The sequence below is a fragment of the Providencia sp. genome (assembly GCF_052096715.1).
GTDB lineage: Bacteria > Pseudomonadota > Gammaproteobacteria > Enterobacterales > Enterobacteriaceae > Providencia.
On sequence record NZ_JBQDNB010000027.1, the window covers coordinates 24,940 to 48,919 of the forward strand.

The 23,980-nt window shown below is 40.0% G+C and carries 22 protein-coding genes; 17 read left to right on the forward strand and 5 right to left on the reverse strand.

What is annotated here, in order from left to right; all coding sequences use genetic code 11:
• Window positions 1-21: 21 nt before the first annotated feature.
• Window positions 22-2,553 carry a peptidoglycan glycosyltransferase/peptidoglycan DD-transpeptidase MrcA gene (mrcA, locus tag ACTH6U_RS17095; protein ID WP_441832707.1) on the reverse strand — a complete coding sequence of 844 codons (2,532 nt, stop codon included), beginning with the start codon at window positions 2,551-2,553 and terminating at the stop codon, window positions 22-24.
• A gap of 116 nt (window positions 2,554-2,669) precedes the next feature.
• Here mrcA and pilM point away from each other — a divergent pair, with 116 nt between their 5' ends.
• The 13 genes from pilM to ACTH6U_RS17160 all read left to right on the forward strand — a co-directional run bounded on the left by pilM (window position 2,670) and on the right by ACTH6U_RS17160 (window position 13,562).
• The gene (pilM, locus tag ACTH6U_RS17100; RefSeq protein WP_441832708.1) at window positions 2,670-3,497 is read left to right on the forward strand and encodes a pilus assembly protein PilM; all 828 of its coding nucleotides are present in this window, start codon (window positions 2,670-2,672) and stop codon (window positions 3,495-3,497) included.
• A 1-nt stretch (window position 3,498) separates the two neighbouring features.
• Window positions 3,499-4,038 carry a PilN domain-containing protein gene (locus tag ACTH6U_RS17105; protein WP_441832709.1) on the forward strand — a complete coding sequence of 180 codons (540 nt, stop codon included), beginning with the start codon at window positions 3,499-3,501 and terminating at the stop codon, window positions 4,036-4,038.
• Entirely contained in the window at window positions 4,031-4,621 is a 591-nt protein-coding gene (locus ACTH6U_RS17110) for a hypothetical protein (RefSeq protein ID WP_441832710.1), read from the forward strand. The genes ACTH6U_RS17105 and ACTH6U_RS17110 overlap by 8 nt, the downstream gene beginning before the upstream one ends.
• Window positions 4,622-4,623: 2 nt before the next feature.
• Entirely contained in the window at window positions 4,624-5,673 is a 1,050-nt protein-coding gene (locus ACTH6U_RS17115; protein ID WP_441832711.1) for a transporter, read from the forward strand.
• Between the two features lie 505 nt (window positions 5,674-6,178).
• The gene (gene aroK / locus ACTH6U_RS17120) at window positions 6,179-6,700 is read left to right on the forward strand and encodes a shikimate kinase AroK (RefSeq protein WP_068438981.1); all 522 of its coding nucleotides are present in this window, start codon (window positions 6,179-6,181) and stop codon (window positions 6,698-6,700) included.
• Between the two features lie 49 nt (window positions 6,701-6,749).
• Window positions 6,750-7,838 carry a 3-dehydroquinate synthase gene (gene aroB, locus ACTH6U_RS17125; RefSeq protein ID WP_434720417.1) on the forward strand — a complete coding sequence of 363 codons (1,089 nt, stop codon included), beginning with the start codon at window positions 6,750-6,752 and terminating at the stop codon, window positions 7,836-7,838.
• 297 nt (window positions 7,839-8,135) lie between these two features.
• A complete protein-coding gene (locus ACTH6U_RS17130) occupies window positions 8,136-9,041 on the forward strand; it encodes an SPOR domain-containing protein (protein ID WP_294110314.1) in 906 nt (301 codons plus the stop codon).
• 82 nt (window positions 9,042-9,123) lie between these two features.
• Complete coding sequence (gene dam, locus ACTH6U_RS17135) at window positions 9,124-10,026, forward strand: adenine-specific DNA-methyltransferase (RefSeq protein WP_294110315.1); 903 nt, start codon at window positions 9,124-9,126, stop codon at window positions 10,024-10,026.
• Between the two features lie 15 nt (window positions 10,027-10,041).
• The gene (gene rpe, locus ACTH6U_RS17140; RefSeq protein WP_294110317.1) at window positions 10,042-10,713 is read left to right on the forward strand and encodes a ribulose-phosphate 3-epimerase; all 672 of its coding nucleotides are present in this window, start codon (window positions 10,042-10,044) and stop codon (window positions 10,711-10,713) included.
• Window positions 10,713-11,405, forward strand: coding sequence for a phosphoglycolate phosphatase (locus tag ACTH6U_RS17145; protein WP_441832712.1), 693 nt, complete (start codon window positions 10,713-10,715; stop codon window positions 11,403-11,405). The genes rpe and ACTH6U_RS17145 overlap by 1 nt, the downstream gene beginning before the upstream one ends.
• A 21-nt stretch (window positions 11,406-11,426) precedes the next feature.
• Window positions 11,427-12,470 (forward strand): tryptophan--tRNA ligase, encoded by a 1,044-nt coding sequence (gene trpS / locus ACTH6U_RS17150; protein ID WP_294110322.1) that lies wholly within the window; start codon window positions 11,427-11,429, stop codon window positions 12,468-12,470.
• A 226-nt stretch (window positions 12,471-12,696) separates the two neighbouring features.
• A complete protein-coding gene (locus ACTH6U_RS17155) occupies window positions 12,697-12,963 on the forward strand; it encodes a hypothetical protein (protein ID WP_441832713.1) in 267 nt (88 codons plus the stop codon).
• Between the two features lie 41 nt (window positions 12,964-13,004).
• On the forward strand, window positions 13,005-13,562 hold the full coding sequence (locus ACTH6U_RS17160; RefSeq protein WP_441832714.1) for a class I SAM-dependent methyltransferase: 558 nt from the start codon (window positions 13,005-13,007) through the stop codon (window positions 13,560-13,562).
• Between the two features lie 116 nt (window positions 13,563-13,678).
• Here the strand turns inward: ACTH6U_RS17160 and ACTH6U_RS17165 are convergent, their stop codons facing one another.
• Window positions 13,679-14,356, reverse strand: a complete 678-nt coding sequence (locus tag ACTH6U_RS17165; protein WP_441832715.1) for a hydrolase — start codon at window positions 14,354-14,356, stop codon at window positions 13,679-13,681.
• Between the two features lie 266 nt (window positions 14,357-14,622).
• Here ACTH6U_RS17165 and ACTH6U_RS17170 point away from each other — a divergent pair, with 266 nt between their 5' ends.
• Window positions 14,623-15,498, forward strand: a complete 876-nt coding sequence (locus tag ACTH6U_RS17170; RefSeq protein ID WP_294110326.1) for a pirin family protein — start codon at window positions 14,623-14,625, stop codon at window positions 15,496-15,498.
• Between the two features lie 49 nt (window positions 15,499-15,547).
• Here the strand turns inward: ACTH6U_RS17170 and ACTH6U_RS17175 are convergent, their stop codons facing one another.
• On the reverse strand, window positions 15,548-16,453 hold the full coding sequence (locus ACTH6U_RS17175; protein ID WP_441832716.1) for a LysR substrate-binding domain-containing protein: 906 nt from the start codon (window positions 16,451-16,453) through the stop codon (window positions 15,548-15,550).
• A gap of 200 nt (window positions 16,454-16,653) precedes the next feature.
• On the opposite strand from ACTH6U_RS17175, the gene ACTH6U_RS17180 reads away from it, so the two are divergent.
• Together ACTH6U_RS17180 and ACTH6U_RS17185 are read left to right on the forward strand one after the other, a co-directional pair.
• Complete coding sequence (locus ACTH6U_RS17180; protein WP_441832717.1) at window positions 16,654-18,351, forward strand: ATP-binding cassette domain-containing protein; 1,698 nt, start codon at window positions 16,654-16,656, stop codon at window positions 18,349-18,351.
• Window positions 18,348-19,997, forward strand: a complete 1,650-nt coding sequence (locus tag ACTH6U_RS17185) for an ATP-binding cassette domain-containing protein (protein WP_441832718.1) — start codon at window positions 18,348-18,350, stop codon at window positions 19,995-19,997. The genes ACTH6U_RS17180 and ACTH6U_RS17185 overlap by 4 nt, the downstream gene beginning before the upstream one ends.
• A 17-nt stretch (window positions 19,998-20,014) precedes the next feature.
• Here ACTH6U_RS17185 and yiiM read toward each other — a convergent pair whose 3' ends face one another.
• Window positions 20,015-20,695, reverse strand: a complete 681-nt coding sequence (yiiM, locus tag ACTH6U_RS17190; protein WP_294110332.1) for a 6-hydroxyaminopurine reductase — start codon at window positions 20,693-20,695, stop codon at window positions 20,015-20,017.
• Between the two features lie 144 nt (window positions 20,696-20,839).
• Window positions 20,840-21,466 carry a superoxide dismutase [Mn] gene (gene sodA / locus ACTH6U_RS17195; RefSeq protein WP_294110334.1) on the reverse strand — a complete coding sequence of 209 codons (627 nt, stop codon included), beginning with the start codon at window positions 21,464-21,466 and terminating at the stop codon, window positions 20,840-20,842.
• A 476-nt stretch (window positions 21,467-21,942) separates the two neighbouring features.
• On the opposite strand from sodA, the gene acs reads away from it, so the two are divergent.
• Window positions 21,943-23,898: an acetate--CoA ligase gene (acs, locus tag ACTH6U_RS17200; protein ID WP_441832719.1), complete on the forward strand. Its 1,956-nt coding sequence runs from the start codon at window positions 21,943-21,945 to the stop codon at window positions 23,896-23,898.
• The last annotated feature ends 82 nt before the right edge of the window (window positions 23,899-23,980 follow it).

Consider the following 23,980-nt stretch of genomic DNA (forward strand, 5'->3'; position numbering starts at 1 on the left):
TAAATCTATGCAGTGTCAGGTTTAAAACAGCTCTTGGCTTGCCCCACCTTCCGTTGAAATGGTTGTTCCTACCTCTTGTACTGCATGTTCTTTTGGTTCAGTCCCTTCAATGAAATACTCTTTACGAGAAGAACCTAATTTACCGGTCCTATTATCAATAGACACTGAAATAACCCCTTTTGGTGGTTGCATGATTTTAACAGGAACACCCTCTAAGATAGATTTCATGAAATCATCCCACATAGGTTGAGCACTCTTAGCACCCGCTTCACCACCACTTGCAGCTGTTCGGCCTAATGTTCGCTTATTATCATCGAAACCTATCCAAGCAGAAGCGACAACATCAGGGCCATAACCGGAGAACCAAGCATCTTTCGAGCTATTAGTTGTTCCCGTTTTACCACCAATATCTCGTCGACCACCAAGATCCCTTGCAGCTCGCCAACCTGTACCCGACCAGCCCGGCTCACCGTAGATATTAGTCACCATCGCGTCTCTAATCAAAAATGCGAGTGGTGTACCTATCACATGAGGCGCATATATATCTTGAGAACTAGCACCTTGCTCTGCCGCTGTAGTAAGTTCCATTGTCGGTTCCTGCGCAGCAACACCACTGCCTGATTGTGTCACTTCCTCAGTTGATTCATCATCAACACCTTTTAACGTAATACTGCGCTCAGTATCACCATAAATTACAGGAATATTCGTACAATCAGGGCAAGCAATCTTAGGTTTTGCTTCAAAAATCACTTCATCATTATGATTTTCAATTTTTAAAATATAAAACGGATCAACAAGGTATCCGCCGTTCACCATAACGGCATAACCACGCACCATTTGCATTGGGGTAAATGATGGAGCACCTAATGCCAATGCCTCGGTACGGTTAATATTTTCAGCAGGGAATCCAAAACGGGTTAAGTAATCGGCTGCATAATCGACACCCATAGCCCTCATAGCACGTACCATGACGACGTTTTTAGATTGACCTAAACCTTGTCTTAAACGAATTGGACCATCGTATCGTGGAGGCGAGTTTTTAGGACGCCAATCTGAGCCTGCTCCCGCATCCCAGCGGCTGATAGGTACGTCATTGAGCAATGACGACAGCGTAAGGCCTTTATCCATTGCAGCGGTGTATAGGAACGGTTTGATATTCGAGCCGACCTGACGCAGTGATTGTGTCACCCGGTTAAATTCGCTCATATTGAAATCAAAACCACCCACTAGAGCAATAATCGCACCATTATTGGGATTTAACGCGACAAAAGCCCCATTGACATCAGGAACCTGCCCTAGCCACCAAGTATCTTTAACTTGGCGTACCCAAATTTTTTCACCCGCTTGTACTACTGAATTAACACTTCGAGGAGTTGCGCCTTGCTGCGTATCTGAAATAAATTTACGCGCCCAACGAACGCCAGGCATTGTCAGCTGAATTTCAGAGCCATCAGCCAGTAATACATTTGCAGTTCCTTCTGTTGCCGATAGCACCGCCGCAGGCAATAAAGGACCATAAACTGGCGATTTTTTAAGTGTTTCTACAATTTTATCTGTTGGCCACGCCGCTTCTGTTGGTTTCCACAACACTTCGCTAGGACCACGATAACCATGTCGAATATCGTAATCGATTAAATTGGCACGTACCGCGTCGGTTGCTGCTAGCTGATCTTTACGAATAACCGTGGTATAGACTTTATACCCATCGGTATACGCATCTTCACCATATTGGTCATACAGTGTTTGACGAGCCATTTCGGCCAAGTAAGGTGCTGAAAAATCAACCTTTGGGGCATGATAAGATGCCTCAATTTTCTCACTTCTCGCTTTTTCATACTGATCTTGAGAAATATATTTCTCTTCTAACATCCGTAACAGTACAACATTACGTCGATTAACAGCACGTTCATAAGAGTAAAGTGGGTTAAATGTTGAAGGTGCCTTTGGTAGTCCGGCGATCATTGCCATTTCACTGAGCGTTAACTCATCGGCTGTTTTTCCAAAGTAAACATAAGCAGCTGCACCAACACCATAAGCGCGATTACCTAAATAGATTTTATTTAAGTAAAGCTCCATGATTTCATCTTTGGTAAACAATTGTTCGATACGGATTGCAAGAAAAGCCTCTTTGGCCTTACGCATTAACGTTTTTTCAGGGCTTAAATAGAAATTTCTCGCTAACTGTTGCGTAATGGTGCTCGCACCTTGAGAAGCATGCCCGGATGATGCCATCACAGTTACTGCGCGAAAAATACCAATAGGATCAATACCATGATGCTCATAGAAACGGCTATCTTCTGTTGCTATGAAGGCTTTCACCATGAGTGGTGGAATTTCACTCAGCGGCAAAGGAATACGGCGTTTTTCACCATATTGTGCAATCAGTTCATTATCAGCACTGAATACTTGCATTGGAATTTGCAAGCGGATGTCTTTCATTGTTGCAACATCAGGTAGCTCACCTTCGACATATTTATACATGCCATAAATCGAAGCGCTTCCCAAAAAAATGCAACAGAAAACAAAAATAAAAAAATATTTTACGAACTTCACCAGAGAATTCCCATGCTCGACTGACAGGAGGGTTTAGATACAGCTGATTTACAGTATAAAGCTTATACAACGCAATAGAAAATGTAATTTATTTGTTGATGATAAGGAAATTATCTATGTACACACCAAAATGGCGCATTGGGATCGACCTATATCGAAATAAAATTCAGCTAGTTGCTGCAAAGCAACGCCGCAAACACTGGTCTCTGTGTGAATGCTGGCAGCATCATATCTCGACTAATTTAGATGAAAAACCTGAACACGAACAACATATTATTTTACTCGAAATATTAAAAAAATGGCGTCAGAAATTACCGAAAAACTGCACAGTTTCTATAGCATTACCGTCTTTACGTACATTAAAACAACAATTCTCGCTTTCCACTCAAACGAATTTACAGCAACCCGAACTAGAATGGTATTTACAAACACGAGCAGAAAAACTGTTTCCCATGCATGCAGAAGATCTCATTTTAGATTATCGCGTCATTGAATCTAATGTATATCTCAATGGTGCCCGTAAGTCTGACGTAACTTTTTGGCAGCAGCTATTAGCAGAAAGCGGCTTCAACCTAAGTGCCATAGATGTTGCCCCTATTGCTTTACGATATGTCGCAAAATATGCAAACCTACCAGATGAATGTTGGCTAGTGCATTATCGCCAAGGGGAATGGTTATGGTCTGGGCCTCTTAGCCAACCGGCAAATTATAATCACATCCAAGATAACGAAATTACTACCCTATCTCAGTTAATTCCTTTACTTGGTAACGAAGAAAGCATACCCACGCTTCCCATTTATTACATTAGCGATCACCCTCAATCAGATGCGCAAAATCAATGGGATTTACGGCAAGCTTTTCATCAATATCCTATTAAACTCCCCCACTTACTTGGTGACTTTGTTATCGCCGCAGGTTTAGCCTTACGCCATGGAGATATCTAATATGTATCAGGTTAATTTTCTACCATGGCGACATGAAAACATTAAAAATAAGAAACGTAATTTAATCATAATTACAATCATATTCAGTCTATTAGCGCTGATTTTATGTTGTTATTTAACTCACCACCAAAATAGAGTTGTCACACACTTAAAAACGATACAATTTCATCAACAAGCACAATTACAACAAATTCAACAGCTAAAATCACAACGATTAGGCAAGCAAAAACAGATAGATAAGCTCACCACACAAAAAAATAGGCTAAATAAATACAGTCAAAGTAACCATGACCTACTTGCTCTACTCCAAACATTACCCTTAATGACACCGCCAAAAAGCTGGTTAAATTCAGTCAAATTACTCAACAATCATCTTGAAATAACAGCCAAAAGTTATCATTTCCAAGATATTAGTCGATTTCCAGATCAACTAGAACACAGCCACTTACTCAATAATATTCAACTCAAAAAGCTTATTCGGGTAAAAAATTTAAATTATTTACATCTCAGTGCAACACATCGAAGAGAAGCCTATGAATAAAACTTCTCATGCTTTTTGGTACCGTCCTTTCTGGCAGCAAATATTGCCAGTGAGCCTACTTATTGTCCTATCTCTTACAGGATATTATTTTCAATATTGGAGTGATAAGGAAAAACAAGTTATCTCACTTCGGCAGGATAATACTGAACTTGTTACGAATACCCAGCAAGAGATGCAATTTATTGACCAATCAGCAACCTCTTCTCAACTAGAACAACAGATTAGTGAATTAAGACAACTCTCTGAATTTGAAATAAAACCACAAACGTTTATCGCTCGCTTACAGTCCCTTATTGCTAATTCAAAGGTGACACTAAATAAGTTGCAACCTCGACAAGCCACAGATACTGATAGCCTTGCTTTCCAGCTCGAAATTCAAGGCTCTTTTATTCATATCTATCATTTTATTCAAGCCATGATTTTAGAGCCATCAGCAAACGCTTGGTTGTTTTTTGAAATAAATCTAAAAGATAAGAATGGCCATTTAACCGCAGCTATTTCAATTTCATCAACTAAAAATACCGTGTTTATCAATGATGATTTACACATCAAGGAAGATTCATCCATCAAGGAAATAGAGTAATCATGAAAAATAAAACAATTCATACCGTTATATTTTGTTTTTTATTTATTTTTTTGGCGAATGCGCAAGAAATGCGAGATCCGTTTGTTCCAGTGTTAGAAATAGATTCAGAAATGGATGAAATACCCGTTTTAGCGTTACCCCTTAAAACAGCAAATAAACCGGATATCATCATCGTAGAGAAAATATTCAAACTCGTCTCGATAGATGTACAAGAAGTTTATCAACAACTTATTCAACCTGAGATATCTTTATTATCAAATGATGCTATCGTCAGTCATGATATAACGACCAATAGCTTGATTATAAAAGATAATAAAACACGAATGATGATTATCGAGGAGTGGCTTAAACAAAAAGATGTGCCTAAACATCAAGTGCAAATTACAGCTCATATTATTAGCAGCAGTAGAACCGCACTACAAGAATTAGGCTTAGAGTGGGGAATGCTAGCAGGTAACTCAACCAATAATCATCACAGCCGATTTAATCGCTATAATGTAGCGCCTGGACAATTTTCATTCAACTTATTGAAACTGGGAGATGGGCTGCTCGAACTGAAGCTCAATGCATTAGAAAAAGAAAATTTACTCTCTATTATTGCCAGCCCTCGCTTGATGGCCTCTCACAAACAGCCCGCTAATATCCAGCAAGGAACTGAAATTCCATATGTTATTAGTAGCGATAAAAAAACACATGTTCAATTCAAAGATGCAGTGCTAGGTATGGATGTAACGCCCACTATTTTTCGAGATGAAAAAGTCGAATTGATACTCAAAATCAGCCATAACTCACCAGATACCGCATTAACCACCAGCCAAAATCATCATTTAGCAATAAACAAACAAGAAATTTCGACCTCCGTAACAATTAAAAATAATGAAACCCTAATACTTGGGGGAATTTTCCAACAAAAACAAGAAAAAACAGAAACAGGCTTACCCTTTATTTCTCGGATTCCATTTTTAGGCGCTTTATTTGCAAATAGTGCGGAGCACATTGATAGAAGAGTTTTAGTTGTTTTTATTACCCCAAAACTAGTCAATATTTAGAAATGAAAAATTAAACACTAGATTTCAATTGGTTGAACGAATAAAAAGCAAAATATTGAAGAAAATATTATTTTTTATGACATAAACATACCGGATAAATTTGACGCTGACGCCGTTTTAGCATACAAGGTTATCCATTGAGTGTTCTAACTATCGGTAGATTAAAGAACAAACTATCAGCCGCTTATAAAACAGCCACAATAAATTTGATCTAGAATTAACAGTAATATCACGTACTGAATGCGATGAAAAACCTGTTAAAATTTATATTAAACAAAGTGTTAGGCAAAGTAGACGGTTCGAATATAGAAACTAGTAACTAAAATTGAGGCACTTTGTTCACTTAGTGCCTCTTTATGTAGTTGCAATTTAGGTGGATGTATTGAGATAATTTTCTTATCTGATCTCACATCATCACTTATGAGGTTTCAGTTTAGGTCCCGCCGCTGATCCAATTGGCGGGGCGGGTGATCATTAACGAATAATCGTAGTAATACCAAAAAACATGGCAGAGAAACGCAATATCTTTCTGGTTGGACCGATGGGTGCTGGCAAAAGCACTATTGGTCGTCAGTTGGCTCAACAGCTTAATATGGAGTTTTTCGATTCTGATCATGAGATAGAAAAACGTACTGGCGCAGATGTAGGTTGGGTATTCGACCTAGAAGGTGAGGAAGGCTTTCGCGATCGCGAAGAAAAGATCATCAACGAGCTCACTGAAAAACAGGGCATTGTATTAGCGACAGGCGGTGGTTCTGTTAAATCAAAAGAAACTCGCAATCGCTTATCTGCTCGTGGTGTCGTTGTCTACCTTGAAACCAACATTGAAAAGCAACTTTCGAGAACACAACGTGATAAGAAACGCCCTCTTTTACAAGTGGATGAGCCTGCACGTGAAGTACTTGAGAAACTCGCATCTGAACGCAATCCGATGTATGAAGAAATTGCTGATATAACAATTCATACTGATGAACAAAGTGCAAAAGTTGTCGCGAGCCAAATCATTGAACTGTTAGAAAAAAACTAACTAACCATTATGTTCATTTCATAAGTAATTAATTCAAGGTAAAAGCAAGATGGAAAAAGTCACTGTTACTCTGGATGAACGCAGTTATCCAATCACCATTGCACCTGGTTTGTACAACCAAACAGATGCATTTTGGCCGTTAACTGCGGGTCAGCGAGCAATGATAGTGACTAACGAAACACTTGCACCTATCTATTTAGATAAAATAAAACAAGTACTTAAATCTTCAGGCGTTAAGGTAGAATCCGTTGTACTACCAGATGGTGAACAGTACAAATCTTTATTTATTATGAATGATGTTTTTACCGCATTACTTGAAAACCACCACAACCGTGACACTACCCTCATCGCTCTTGGTGGGGGGGTTATCGGGGACTTGACGGGCTTTGCAGCGGCGAGTTATCAACGCGGTGTGCGCTTTATTCAAGTTCCAACCACTTTATTATCCCAGGTAGACTCTTCTGTTGGTGGTAAAACCGCCGTTAATCATCCCCTAGGCAAAAATATGATTGGTGCATTTTATCAACCTGCATCGGTTATTATTGACTTGGATTGTTTAAAAACGTTACCTAAAAGAGAATTATCTTCCGGGCTCGCCGAAGTTATCAAATATGGCATCATTCTTGATGGCGATTTTTTTAACTGGCTAGAAGACAATATCGATGCGCTTATGGTGCTAGATGACAAAGCCATGGCTTACTGCATTCGTCGCTGCTGCGAGCTTAAAGCTCAAGTTGTCGCTGCCGATGAAAAAGAAACTAACGGATTAAGAGCCTTACTCAACCTTGGTCATACCTTTGGACATGCAATTGAAGCTCACATGGGATATGGCGTGTGGTTACACGGTGAAGCCGTAGCCGCAGGGATGGTAATGGCAGCCAAAACTGCTGAACTTATCGGTAACTTTACCTCGGAACAAACACAAAGAGTCATTACGCTTTTAGAGCGAGCTCAACTTCCTGTAACAGGTCCTTCCCAAATGAAGCCTGATGACTACTTACCTCATATGATGAGAGATAAAAAAGTCATGGGTGGAAAACTTCATTTAATCTTACCAACTACTATCGGCCATTCAGAGATGCGTTCAGATATTGATGCTCAAACTGTTATCACAGCGATATCTTCCTGCATGCCTTAAAAAAACGCTAAAATAGATAGTATTCCATTCAGAACAAATAAAACCTTGAATATTTACAGGCGTTTTAAAATGTTACTGGTAGATGTATGCTAAAGTCGTTAAATTATACGGTATGCCTAGCGCCTATAAACGATACTCTTAAATATATAGATGTAATCTCATTGAAGTAGCAATGAGATTGCGAAAGAATCTATTACTTTGAAAGTAAGCAGAAATACACTGCTTAATCGTTAACAGGTTGTAATGATAAAAAACATTTTATCTCTACGACAGGCGAACTTTATTCGGGAGAGGAAAATGGACGAATTTAAACCAGATAATCAGGGTCAAAATGATCTAAGACCTGATTCATCAGATAGACCAACAGGGCGCTCACGCCAATCTACACCTACAAAGCCTAAAATAGCGCTATCTCGCCAACACATTATGATTGGTGTCGGTGTACTTGTGCTATTACTCTTAATTATTGCCATTAGCTCAGCCTTAAAAGCACCGACTGAGCACGAAAAATTGCAAACTGATAGTGCAAATGAACGTAATATTGATTTATCTGGCTCATCTTCTTTGACTAACTCTCAAAGCCAGACTCAACCAGGCCAAGCTCAAGAAATAAACGGACCACAAGTTAGCCCAGCGCCAACACAAGGTGAGCTACAGCCACAACAAACAGGCCTTGGTGAGCGAATTGAAATTCCAGGTGATGTTGTTGATGCCCTTAACCAAGGTCAAACTCCGACCCAAGGTACAGCAACTACACAACCACAAAATGTCACGCCACTAACGCCACCACAGGTTAAACCTGTAGAGCAGCAGCCGGTGACAAAACCGGTTACACCAGAAAGAACACCACCGAAAACCGTTGAAACTAAGCCACAAGCTCAAACAAAGCCACCCGCTAAGTCAACAACGGCAAGTAATACCCAAAGTGGAAACTTAATGGCGGCTCCTGCCGGAAGCTATACACTACAATTAAGTAGTGCAAGCCGTTCTGATACGCTCGAAGCCTTCGCAAAAGACAATAAACTTGCTAACTATAAAGTGTACAAAACCATTCGTAATGGACAAACTTGGTATGTCCTAATTTATGGTAATTATAGCTCCGTGAGTGATGCTAAAAATGCAATTGCAACCTTACCAGCCGCAATTCAAGCGAAGAAACCGTGGGTCAGAAATATGAAACAAGTTAAACAGGATCAAAAATAACAACGTTTTCCCCCGGGCGCATTGTGTTGTCCTGACAGAGTATGTGTGTAGTTACTCTAAACGATTGTAATTATAAGACGACATGAAGAAAAAACGTGCTTTTTTAAAATGGGCTGGGGGTAAGTACCCTCTTGTGGAAGATATTAAAAGACATCTTCCACAAGGTGATTGTTTAATCGAGCCCTTTGTCGGTGCAGGTTCCGTGTTTTTAAACACCAGCTATGATTCTTACGTACTGGCAGATATCAACAGTGACCTCATCAACCTCTATAATACGGTAAAATATCGTACTGATTTCTTTATTGATGAAGCACAACGGATTTTTACACCTGAATTCAACACTTCAGAACAGTATTACTTGATGCGTGAAGCATTTAATAAATCGACCGACACAGAAAAACGCAGTATCCTTTTTCTGTACTTAAATCGTCACTGTTATAATGGATTATGTCGTTATAATTCACGTGGCGAATTTAACGTTCCTTTTGGCCGTTATAAAAAACCTTATTTTCCAAAAGATGAGTTGCTGTGGTTTGCTGAAAAATCGCAAAACGCCATTATGGTTACTCAGCACTATAATGAAACACTGCTCAATGCAAAAGAAGGCTCAGTCATTTACTGTGATCCTCCGTATGCACCGCTGTCAGAGACTGCCAATTTTACGGCTTATCATACCAATTCGTTTAATACTCAAGACCAACAAAATTTGGCCTTTTTAGCTAGAAAATTATCATCTGAAAGCAAAATTCCAGTTCTTATCTCAAATCACGATACCCCGCTTACGCGAGAGTGGTATCATCAGGCACAGTTACACATTGTTAAAGTACGCCGAACCATTAGTAGAAACATATTAAATCGCGCTAAGGTCAATGAAATATTGGCACTCTATGCGGGAGAACTAAATACTCTTTCTCCTAGTAAAACTGACGTTCTAGCAACCCAAGACCTTGCTCTTAGCACACAATGGCTCACAGATAACGATTAATAATCGGAGACAATAATGAAAGATTTTCTCATTGCCCCATCTATTTTATCTGCTGACTTTGCTCGTTTAGGCGAAGATACTGCAAAAGTCCTCGCTGCCGGCGCAGATATTGTTCATTTTGACGTTATGGATAACCACTATGTCCCAAATCTGACTTTTGGTGCACCTATCTGTAAAGCACTGCGTGACTATGGCATCACTGCCCCCATTGATATTCACTTAATGGTTAAACCTGTCGACAGGATCATTCCTGATTTCGCTAAAGCAGGTGCAAACCATATCAGCTTTCACCCAGAAGCCAGTGAACACATCGATAGATCGCTTCAGTTGATTAGAGAACATGGTTGTACCGCCGGACTAGTTTTTAACCCAGCGACGCCGTTAAGCTATCTTGAATATGTGATGGATAAAGTCGATATGATCTTACTGATGTCAGTTAACCCTGGTTTCGGCGGTCAATCCTTTATTCCACAAACACTGAATAAATTGCGCCAAGTTCGTAAACTAATTGACGAAAGTGGTTATGATATTCGTCTCGAAGTTGATGGCGGAGTCAAGGTCAATAATATCGCAGAAATTGCAGCCGCGGGTGCAGATACATTCGTTGCAGGTTCAGCTATCTTTGATCAACCTGACTACAAAACTGTCATCGATGCCATGCGCAAAGAATTAGAAAAGGTCTCGTAATGACACAAGTTGTTTTAGAAAATATTAAAGCTATTGCTTTTGATTTAGATGGAACCCTTGTTGAGAGCGCCGGTGGCTTAACTGAAGCCATCGACAAAATGCTTGACGAACATGGATTTTCACCTGCGGGTAAAGAACGTGTTTCTATTTGGGTTGGCAATGGTGGCGATGTTTTAGTCGATAGAGCCCTCACATGGGCAGGCGCTACTATCTCAGCTAAATTACAAAAAACAGCTCGTGAAAGCTTTGCTAAGTATTATGCGATTTCAGTCACGACTGGTAGCGAATTGTTCCCTCAAGTGAAAGAAACTCTCGACATACTGGCTCAAAATCACTTACCGATGGCTATTGTCACCAATAAACCGACGCCGTTTATCGCGCCGTTATTAAAGGAATTAGCTATAGATCATTATTTCTCACTGGTACTAGGTGGAAATGATGTCAAAGTGCTCAAGCCACACCCTGCCCCACTTTATCTTGTCATGGGACAATTTGGTTTGCACAAAGAAGAATTGCTTTTTGTCGGTGATTCCCGTAATGATATTATTGCAGCGCAAAGTGCGGGCTGCCCAAGTGTTGGGCTGACCTATGGCTATAACTATGGTGAATCCATTGCACTAAGTGAGCCTGATTGCGTATTAACAAACTTTTCAGACCTTTTGCCTACGATTGGCTTAGCTGAAATAAAATAATTAAAAAGGATAGTAAGAGAGATGAGTACTCCCATTGAACAACTAAAGCAATCCCAAAAACCTATTGTATTCAGCGGCGCACAGCCTTCCGGTGAATTAACCATCGGTAACTATATGGGTGCATTACGTCAGTGGGTGCAAATGCAAGACGATTACGACTGCATTTACTGTATCGTAGACCAACACGCAATCACGGTGCGTCAAGACCCTGACAATTTGCGTAAAAGAACTCTCGATACCTTAGCTCTCTATCTTGCTTGTGGCATTGACCCGAAAAAAAGTACAATTTTCGTCCAATCTCACGTGCCGCAACATGCACAACTCAGCTGGGCGCTAAACTGCTATACCTATTTTGGTGAACTCAGCCGTATGACGCAGTTTAAAGATAAATCCGCGAGTCACTCTGAAAATATTAATGCCGGTTTATTTGACTATCCCGTATTAATGGCCGCAGATATTCTGATTTATCAAACCAATCAAGTCCCTGTTGGTATCGACCAAAAACAACACCTTGAATTGAGCCGTGATATTGCTCAACGTTTTAATGCTATCTATGGTGACATTTTCACTGTACCAGAGCCATTCATCCCAACGGGTGGCGGTGCTCGTGTTATGGCTCTTCAAGATCCAACCAAAAAAATGTCTAAGTCCGATGAAAACCGTAACAACGTTATCGAGCTATTAGAAGACCCAAAAGCCGCAATGAAGAAAATCAAACGCGCGATGACTGACTCTGAAGAGCCACCTCGTGTTATCTATGATATCGAAAATAAAGCAGGGGTCTCTAATCTACTGGATATTTTGTCTGGTGTGACAGGTAAAAAGATTGCCGAGCTTGAAGCTGAGTTTGAAGGGCAAATGTACGGTCATCTAAAAGGTGCCGTTGCCGATGCCGTCGTCAGCATGCTAACCACATTACAAGAACGTTATAACACCTTCCGTAATGATGAAGCTCTGTTAAATAAAATTATGGACGACGGCGCAACTAAAGCAGCTGCGCGTGCTCAAGAAACCCTTGATAAAGTGTATGATGCTATCGGGTTTGTAAAACGCCCACAGTTATAATTAGCCCATCACCAAACAATAAAAATGGGGAAATCATTCCCCGTTTTTATATCAGCAATCTCTTCATTAAAACCAATAAATAATTCCACTCTCTAGCCATAAAATGCCCTTTACAAAACCGAATGATATTGTAATTAATTGTAATAACATGGTTTAGCTATTGTGTCTTGAGTTAGCTCTAAGGTTTAGACTGATTTTGAACAATATAAATAACGGAGAGTTACTTATGTCATTTCTCAGTCGATTATTAGGTTTCGGTAAAAACTCACGCAATTCAAAATACGGCCATAGCACTAACCAAGGTCACTCATCGAAACACGGTCATTCATCAAAACATGGAAATCGTGATAGACAATATGATGGCGACCAACAATATTATGATGACAAATTGGATAGACAATATCGTAATATTACCCAATGCCAGCGATGTCGCTCAATATTAAAACCAGAAGATAAATTCTGTCATGAATGTGGCCTTCCTGTTTCTGGATAATAGAACACAAGTCTCTCGCTAATGGTAAGGAGTTAAATTATATGAAAATTTTCTTATTTAACTTTATCAATCCTTATAAACTTTATATCAAGCACTTTATTGCATCACCCACAAAGATGGGTACCATTATGCCTTCAACCTATTGGCTATGCGATGCAATACTCAATAATATTGACTGGAAGAATCAAACTCAAATTGCAGAAATCGGTGCTGGAGACGGTGTCATCACAAAATGTATTTTACGAAAAGGAACATTCGATACATCATTAAATGTTTATGAAATAAATGATGAATTTATTCAATTATTACAACAAATTGATGATAGTCGAGTCATTATAAATCACCTTTCTGCGGAACATCTTTCCGGTGAATATGATGCGATTATTTCGGGTATTCCATTTCGTTCATTAGATAAAAAAACAGGGATGAGAATACTCAAAAGAGCCAGTGAATGCTTAACGCGAAAGAAAGGAACCTTTGTGTTATTCCAATACACACAAAGTTGTGAACCCATGTTTGAACGCTATTTCAATTTCACCAAACAACGTGTATACCGCAATTTCCCGCCAGCTTGGGTGTATACCTGCCAACCTAAATGACTTTTATCATATTAGTATCCAGCAACAATATAATATTTATCAAATTTACCTATTAAAATTGGGGGGAGCCTCCCCCCAGCTCAATTTGATATAGAAAATCGACAATTAATGAACAATTAGTGTTGTGAATCTAACTGCTCATTATTTTTGAGAACTTCTTGCGCTTTGCCATAGCTCTCAATAAGCAACTGATAAGCAGGAAATATTTTAGTGTAAGCGTCAGCCCATTCACCTGCATCGTCACGGTTCCATGTTTTTTGTAATTCAGAGGCAACCGCAGCGGTATCCATTGGTACAACACCAGCTTGAACGACACGAGCTAAAGTAATCTCTTGAGCCATCTTACTGTAAGTTCCTGATGCATCAATAACAACAAATACTTGATAACCATCTGCAACCGCACTGATAGCAGGAAACGCCATACAAACGCTAGTAATTGTTCCCGCTATAATGAGTTGTTTTTTACCCGTCGCTTTAACCGCAGCCACAAATTCAGGGTTATCCCATGCGTTAATTTCACCACGACGAGCAATATATTGTGCATGTGGCGCATTTTGGTGTATCTCTGGGATTAATGGACCATTAGGACCTTGAGGAACAGATGCAGTTGTAATAACAGGGAGCTTCGCTAATGATGCCATCTTAGCTAAAACGGAAGCTCTAGCACGTAATTCAGTCATTGGCATATCACCAACCGTTTGAAATAAACCACTTTGATGATCGATTAATAACATAACGGCATCATCTGGATTAATAACAGGGCGCTGACCATTAAAATTTGCAGGAATACTCATGATAATACCTCTCAACCGATGAAATAATTAAACCTATTTAAGTTAGAAAATAGAACACTGAATGGCTCATTTTCTTAAAATCTAGATTAATGCATCCTTTTTTGGCTGAGTAGTCCAGCTTTTGATAAACACTATCCTATTTATAGAACAATATGTCGCCCTAACATTGTTCTATCTTTGCAACAATGAAACCTATTTTTGCCACTACTGCTTAAACATTTACTCCCTTATTATTCGTTCATCAAAATAGAATTAGGAGTAAGACCATGAAAAAAATCATAGGTATCTATAAATCCCCTCGTAGCCATTGGGTCGGCGATGGTTTTCCCGTTCGTTCAATGTTTACTTATAGTAATCATGGGAAATACCTTAACCCATTTATCCTACTGGATAGAGCGGGACCGTTTAATTTTCCAAGCTCAGATGCTCCAAATAGAGGGGTTGGTGAGCACCCACATAGAGGTTTTGAAACCGTCACTATTGTTTATGATGGCGAAGTTGCTCACCATGACTCAACAGGAAAAGGTGGGGTTATCGGCCCTGGTGATGTGCAGTGGATGACAGCAGCATCCGGTATTTTACACCAAGAGTATCAATCTGATCGCTTTATGAAAAATGGTGGTACTTTAGATATGGTGCAATTGTGGGTCAACTTACCCGCAAAAGATAAATCAGCAGCGCCGGGATATCAATTACTGCAAAGTAATAATATTCCCAATATTGCCTTACCGAATGAAGCAGGTACTTTACGCGTTATTGCAGGTGACTATCTAGGTAACAAGGGCGCCGCACGAACCTTTACCGCGATGGATGTATGGGATTTACAACTGAATAAAGGTAAAACTGTTGGCTTACAGACCAAAGCAGGTCGCCACGTTGGCTTAGTCATGCTACGCGGTTCATTGTTTGTTGATGGCAATGCCAGCTTGAGTGAGGGGGAATTAATGATCCTTGATAACAGCGATAGCAATATCATACTCGAAGCCACAGAGGATGCATTAGTGCTGTTTTTAAGTGGTGATCCTATTGATGAGCCGGTAGTCGGTTACGGCCCGTTCGTCATGAATAGCGAAAAAGAAATCACTGAAGCCGTTAATGACTTCAATAATGGTAAGTTTGGTCATATTCCAGCCGCTCATTAGATTTTACTATACGAAAAATTCCCCATGGGCTTGCCTATCGGGGAATTTTTTATTTCACGGCTAATGAGATATTTTCTGCTAAATAACTTAATAAAAGCTGAACAGATGGCAATAGCCCTTTACGTGATGGGTATACCGCATGAATAATATCTTCAGGGAAATGCCAGAGGGGTAATACCTCAATCAGCTCCCCCGAATTTAAATCTTTTTCTACCACACCATAAGGCAATCTTGCAATTCCGATCCCTTTTAACGCTGCTCGGTACAACGTCAACACATCGGTTGTGGCAAGTTTTGGTGTGAAGTGTTGAGTAAAACTCAATGCCTCACTATTTTTAAGCGTTAGTGTATAATTTTGCGAATGCTCTGTATTAGCAAGTATTGGATAATCCACCAGCGCTTCAGGATCTTTTGGCGCACCTTGTTCACGAAAGAGCGATGGACTGGCCACTAATATTCTGCGTGAATACCCCAATACTTTCATCATCAACCCAGAGTCATCTAGCGGTAATGATCGCACCCGCAACGCTAAATCAAGACCTTCACTAATCACATCAACAGGGCGGTTAACGGCTAAGATTTGAATATTAATATCAGGATACTTAACCATAAAATCAATAAGCAAATCATTAAGATAAACTTGCAATAAAGCAACAGGACACGATAACTTAATTGTTCCTTTAGGATGTGTTTGTACTGAACAAATAAGTTCATGCGCAATTTCCGCTTCATCCACTACATTTTTACATTGTTGATAGAAAACTTGCCCAATTTCAGTGACATGAAATTGGCGAGTCGAGCGGTAAATCAATGATACTTTCAGTTTTTGCTCTAAGTCTGCAATACGCCGACTGAGCTTTGATTTTGGTATCCCAAGAGCTAGTCCCGCTTGAGAAAAGCCACCATGCTCCACCACTTTCACATAATAATACAGATCGTTTAAATCATATTGCATACCGTCTTCTCACTTAAATACAACATAATGAAAAATGTTATAACTCTATATTACTTAAAAATTGGCAAAGCATCCCTAATCATCGATATTTAACTTTACCCTACCTGCTATCAAAACAAATAGTCCCGTTGTCAAAACAACTAAATCCCTATTACTAAAGGAAATAAACTACAGTAAAAGATTCTCTATGGAGGTTTGGTATGTATCGCGCATTATGGGCATTATTTCGCCCTTACCGTTTTATTTTAGCTTTTGCCGTCATATTACAAGCGATAGCAGGCATCAGCTCACTAATCCCTTGGATTGCCATCAGCCAAATCGCCGTTGCACCTATTGAGCAATATTATTATTGGATGATTATTGCCTTTATTGGTGGATTAATATGGTTAGTTGGCCAAACTCTTGCGCTCTACTTAACACATCAAACAGATAACCGCCTTTGCTACCATTTACGCCTAAAGCTACTGAATAAACTGGGTAAACTTCCATTAAATCATTTTACTCAGCATGGAAAAGACGGCGTTCAACAAGTTATTGAACGAGATGTTCGCGCACTCCACCAACTCACAGCACATGCCCCTGCCGATATTGTACAACTTATCGTTGTCCCCATCACCGCAGCTTTAATTTTATTATTTCAAAACGGCTTATTATTACTGTTTTGTTTGCTACCTCTAGCAACCTCTATTTATTTGTTTAAAATGATGCAGTCGCCACGTTACCAAGCGCTATACAGCGCACGTAATGAAACGATAGCCCATCTTTATGAACATTATGCTGAACTGGCTGATAACCCGTTACTCGCAAGGCAATTCCCGGAAAAATCAATTCAAAAAACGGTGACTCTAGCGCTGATTTCTTTTCAACAAGCTTTTGAACGTTGGATAAGTAAAATAGGTGCACTTAGCGCATTAACACAACTTGGTATTAGCACCACGCTTCTCTCATTATGGGTAATTTTAGGGGCATGGATTCTCCCAGAACCCACGTCACTTGCTCAAATTATCTTATTCATACTCTTGATGCATAGCATAGCTGCGCCAGTTGCAGCAATGGGTCATGGCGGTGATGCACTCAATCTTGCAATTAGTGCATCACAACGAATTGAGCAATTACTTGAACTTCCTGAAATGCAGTACGGCGAAAAAACATTAAACACCACAGCTTGTGATCTACAAATTGAGCATCTTAGTTATGCTTTTCAAGGTAAAATTTTATTATCAGATATTAACTTACATATAGAACAGGGTGAGTTTATTGCGATAGTCGGACTATCTGGCGCGGGGAAAAGTACACTATTACAGTTAATGGCTCGTTTTCTAGACCCAACTCATGGCAATATATCCCTAAATAACAATCACTTTGGCACTGTTACTCTACCTCAATTATCATTAAACGGACTTAACCAACAAATCTCTATTGTGATGCAAAACACTCAACCGATACCTTGCTCACTACGTGATAATTTACAGCTTTTTTCGTCTCATAGTACTACTGAGGATATTCATCATTACCTCGAAGCACTCAATTTATTACCGATATTGGCACAACACCCTAAAGGTATCGATAGTATTGTGGGTACAGATATCAATTTATCTGGTGGTGAAGCTCAACGATTAGCCATTGCCCGGACGTTACTTTCCCCCGCACCCATTTTGTTGTTCGATGAACCCACATCAGCACTTGATCCACAAAATGCACAACGTGTTTTAACATTACTCGAAACCGATAAACGAACTCGAGTCCTCGTTACTCATGATTTAAATTGCTTAACTCGAGTCAATAAAGTGTTCTTATTAGATAACGGTGAATTAATTGCACAAGGAACGCATCAGCAGCTTTCTGAGCACTGTTTGCAATATCAGCAATTGCTAAGTGCTTTAGAGGAAAATAAATGATTAAAACACTGTTATACAACGTTCGCGGCGCTATTGCTTGGATGACACTAGGTGCAATACTTGATGGAATAAGTGGTTTACTGCTGGCCTCGGTAATTCTCAATTGGTCGGCGGGTGATAATACCTCATTGATACTGCTCACCATAAGTAGTTTGGCAGCACTATCTGTTACTTTCATGGCAACACAAAAAGGCTATTTAGCAGGTGGCACGGTAATGCGCTATTTAACAGCTGCCCTAATTCGCCATTTACCACTATCATTAAAACCCGTCAAAGCTGCGAGTCATCTAATATCAGGTCCAGCCTCGCAAATCATGTCAGTCCCAGCACACTTATTACACCCGATCATCAGTGGTATCGTCACCCCCTTAACTGTCGTTATTGGCTTATTAATTTATCAATTCGTCTTTGGCGGAATACTGTTACTTATTGGTGTAGCGCTGCTTTTTATATTGCGTTTTTGCGCCAAACAAATTGCTCGTGCGGAGCAAAAAGTTTATGTTTCTCAACAGGAAGTTATTAGTGCTCTTGATAATTTTGCAACCCACCAGCCTTTAATACGTCGTGCTGGAGTTAGTCAGAACCAACAAAAAAATCTAGAATTAGCGCTTAATAGCCAATATCACACCCAAAAACAGCTACAACGCCAAAGTCTTCCTTTTCATTTGTTGTTTTCATTATCGATTCAAATCATTTTTATTGGTCTGTTTTGTGCTGGTGTTCTATCCATGATGGGTATTTTTTCAGTAAATAACACCACGCTTAGTCTAAATGTCTGGTTGGCGGGCATGCTATTACTTGCTCGTTTTATTGAACCATTATGGCTATTGTCCCATTTAGACCAAGCCTTGCGCCAATCTAAAAAAGCCATAGCGCAAATAGAACAAGCCCTTAAAACAGACGAACTTTTTTTTCCGAAAGAATCTCGATATCCTGAAAGCAATCAAGTGAGTTGTCATGCGCTATCCCATTACAGCCACGATAAAAAAAGAATTTTAAATAATATTACGTTAACGTTTAAAGAAAATGAATTGACCGCTATCGTCGGGCCATCAGGGGCGGGGAAAAGCACCTTATTAAGTTTATTAGCGCGTTTACAAGATCCCACTCAAGGCACTGTAAGCTACGGCAACATAGAAGTGACCCAGCTATCCCAACAAATACTTTGTGCAAAACGAGGTGTACTCTTTCAAGATAGCCGCCTATTTAGTGGCAGCTTACGGCAAAATTTATCTCTTCATATCAATAATATTGATGACCGACAGATAGCCATAATGCTATCAAGACTCAACATGGATGCAGATGATGAATTACTTGATAGTGATGTGGGAACCGGAGGTATGGCTCTTTCTGGTGGGCAAAGACAACGTTTATGTATCGCAAGGCTACTTTTAAGTCACCCTGATATTATTTTCATGGATGAACCGACCGCCAGCTTAGATTATATCAATACTGCTTCAGTTATTAATTTACTCAGCGAAGCTCATCAGCAAACTCGGATTATCGTTACTCATCAACCCATGTTGGCGCAACAAGCTAACCATATTATTTATATGGAAAATGGCAAGGTAATTGACCAAGGGTCGCATTACGAACTGATAGATAGAAGCCCTTGGTATCAACAATTTATTCATCACAATACATGAACAGTATATGAATTATATTAGCCACGTTTACCAAATAAACGATGGCTAAATTCTTCAATACAGCGATTATCCAAGCGATTTTGCATAGTTAAACTCCAACTTGCCGATAACCCAGCCGCACTGAGAAGGCGACGATACAGCTCTTCATCATAAGGCGCATGGAACGCTATCATAATCGCTTCTTGTACCGAAATATCACTATTACGGCTCAATAACTTCAAGGGTGTGCTTGCGCTAACACTACCGGTTTTAATCACTCGGTATAACCAACCACATCGCCCAGTTTCTTGCATCACTTGGGCAAAATTTTCGATCCCTGTTAAGCCATTAAGTTTATAACAAGGGGAACGGGGCTGGGTCACTTGAATACGGGCATCACCCCAAGCAAATATATCACCAATAAATACACTTTCTTCTGTCATACCTTCTGTTGATATATTTTCACCAAAAGCAGGTGGGATAAATAACTCTTCCTGTTCAGGGTAAGCATTTAACCACAAAGCATAGTGTTCTCTTGGATAATGGCACAATGCTCTATCGGGACCACCATGAAAACGTTTTTCCGCCTGCTCATCACCTTCAAGCCCCATTTGTCCTAACGACAATAAGCCATCCGCTTCTCGCTTATAAATAGCGCTTTGACCACAAGATTGCGTTGATTGAATTTTGCCGATAAATACTTGAGGAAGGAATTGCATTGGCTTTAGTCTCTATTTAGGTCAGCACAAAGGGCTTCCATCATAAAGAATGCGATGAGATATAACAATAATTGACCAAATTAAAACAGGCATGATTTGGTTTAAATCATGCCTGCAAAATTATTCAATTAAAATTGAACAAAATTATTTAGTTTTTCCTGCAAAACGTTTTGCAGCTTCATCCCAATTCACTACTGACCAGAAGGCCTTAATGTAATCAGGACGGCGATTTTGGAATTTCAGGTAATATGCATGTTCCCATACATCTAAACCAATGATTGGATAACCTGATACACCAGAAATAGCTTCACCCATAATCGGGCTGTCTTGGTTAGCAGTTGATACAACAGCTAATTTGCCGTCATCTTTAAGTACTAGCCATGCCCAACCAGAACCAAAACGTGTTGCAGCGGCTTTCTCAAATGTCTCTTTGAATGCATCTACGCTACCGAAATCACGCTCAATCGCAGCTTTCAATTCGCCATTTAATTCAGTACCTAATTTCAAACCATCCCAGAAGAAAGTGTGGTTTGAATGGCCGCCTGCGTTATTACGTACAAAAGTACGTTGATCAGCAGGGATTTGATCCAATTTTTGAATCAATACATTAATATCTAAACCTGCTAATTCAGGTAATTTTTCTAATGCTGTATTGGTATTTGTAACATAAGTCTGGTGATGCTTAGTATGGTGGATTTCCATAGTTTGTTTGTCAAAATGAGGTTCCAGCGCATCATAAGCATAAGGTAAAGCAGGTAATGTATAACTCATATTATTGTCTCCAGTGACTTATTAATATTTTCCCGTCTTACTCCAAGTTGCAGCTTACCTGTAACTCGAACTATTTTGGGTACATACCCTTAACTTCTCATTTTCAACACAAGGCTAATAGGGTATGCACTTACGTAATTACGCATCTTGTGAATTAGTACCATTATAGTTATTTTACTGTTAATGAAAATCATTATCAAATCCATAATAATTTTGTGGTCTTTCTCATCCGCTATCATTACTCTCTAATTCAGTAACAAATACCAATACACCAGCTATTTCATTTTCTTTACAACCAGATAATCTGATATTTTCAGCATTTAACTTCAGATTTACATTTAGCATCAAATGATAATCCTGAAAATCTGATTACAATTAATACGTGATCTTCCGCTCAAAAGAAAAACAAATATCTATTTTTCTCTTTAGTTAACTATTTTTTGACATAGTATTAACATCTGCAAGGAGATAATAATATGACTCAAATAACTAAACATCCAGTTCCTACTGCAATTGCTAAAAGTGCCCTAATAAACGAACAACAGTACAACGATGAGTACCAACGCTCGATTCAAGACCCTGAAGGATTTTGGGGCGAAAAAGGAAAAATCGTTAATTGGATAAAACCGTATACCCGTGTCAAAAACACCTCTTTCGACCCCGGACATATTGATATCCGTTGGTTTGAAGATGGTACTTTAAACTTAAGCGCGAACTGCTTGGATCGCCATCTGGCTGAAAAAGGTGACCAAACAGCGATTATTTGGGAAGGTGATGACCCATTATCATCAAAACATGTCACTTATCGCGAACTACATCATGATGTTAGTCAGTTTGCGAATGTATTAAAAAAATACGGTATCCGTAAAGGTGATGTCGTCGCTATTTATATGCCAATGGTTGTTGAAGCTGCGGTGGCAATGCTGGCTTGTGCTCGTATTGGAGCTATCCATACGGTCATTTTTGCAGGTTTTTCACCAGAAGCGGTATCAGGCAGAGTCATCGACTGTAAAGCTAAGCTTATCATCACGTCTGACGAAGGGCTGCGCGCAGGTCGTGCAATCCCGTTAAAGAAAAATGTTGATGATGCCCTCACAAACCCACAAGTTACCACGGTTACAAATGTTATCGTTTACCACCGTACAGGAAACTCACCAAGCTGGGTTGAAGGCCGTGATCTATGGTGGCATGACATTATTCAAGGTGTCAGTGCAGACTGCCCACCAGAAGAAATGAATGCAGAAGACCCTCTGTTTATCCTCTACACTTCTGGCTCTACAGGCAAACCTAAAGGTGTATTACACACCACGGGTGGCTATCTGGTCTATGCAACATTAACATTCAAGTATACCTTTGATTATCACTCAGGTGAGGTTTACTGGTGTACAGCTGATGTCGGCTGGGTCACAGGTCACAGCTACCTACTGTATGGTCCATTATCAAACGGTGCCAAAACAGTAATGTTTGAAGGCGTACCCAATTACCCTTCGGTTAATCGTATGTGCCAGATTGTAGATAAACACCAAGTTAATATTCTTTATACTGCGCCAACCGCTATTCGAGCCCTTATGGCCGAAGGTGATAAAGCGATTGAAGGAACAGACCGTAGTTCACTGCGTATCCTCGGTTCCGTTGGCGAACCAATCAACCCAGAAGCTTGGGAATGGTTCTATAAAAAGATTGGTGATAGCCGCTGCCCTGTCGTTGATACATGGTGGCAAACTGAAACTGGTGGCTTCATGATAACCCCACTACCGGGTGCCACCATGCTAAAACCGGGTTCAGCTACCTTACCTTTCTTTGGTGTTCGACCTGCAATTGTCGATAACCTCGGAGAACCGCTAGAAGGTGCGGCAGAGGGTAACCTCGTCATCATTGATTCATGGCCAGGTCAAGCGCGTACCTTATTTGGTGACCATGACAGATTCGAACAAACTTACTTCTCTACCTTTAAGGGAATGTATTTTAGTGGTGATGGTGCTCGTCGTGATGAAGATAGCTACTTCTGGATAACTGGGCGTGTGGACGATGTATTAAATATATCAGGACACCGCTTAGGGACTGCGGAAATAGAATCTGCTCTCGTTTCACATCCAAAAGTTGCTGAAGCCGCAGTTGTTGGTATTCCTCATAATATCAAAGGGCAAGCTATCTATGCTTATGTCACTTTAATATCAGGAACAGAACCTTCCGCCGAGCTCTATACCGAAGTTCGTAATTGGGTACGCAAAGAGATAGGCCCAATTGCAACACCTGATGTTCTACACTGGACTGACTCTTTGCCTAAGACTCGCTCCGGCAAAATTATGCGCCGTATCCTACGTAAAATTGCATCAGGAGATACCAGTAATTTCGGAGATACCTCCACGCTGGCAGATCCGGGTGTAGTCGAAAAACTACTCGAAGAAAAACAATCAATGAGTATGTCATAACGCCAAAAGGCCAACTCATAGAGGCGGCCTTACATACATCCCAACAAGATGGTTTACTCTAAATAATTCGAGGCGCAGCTAG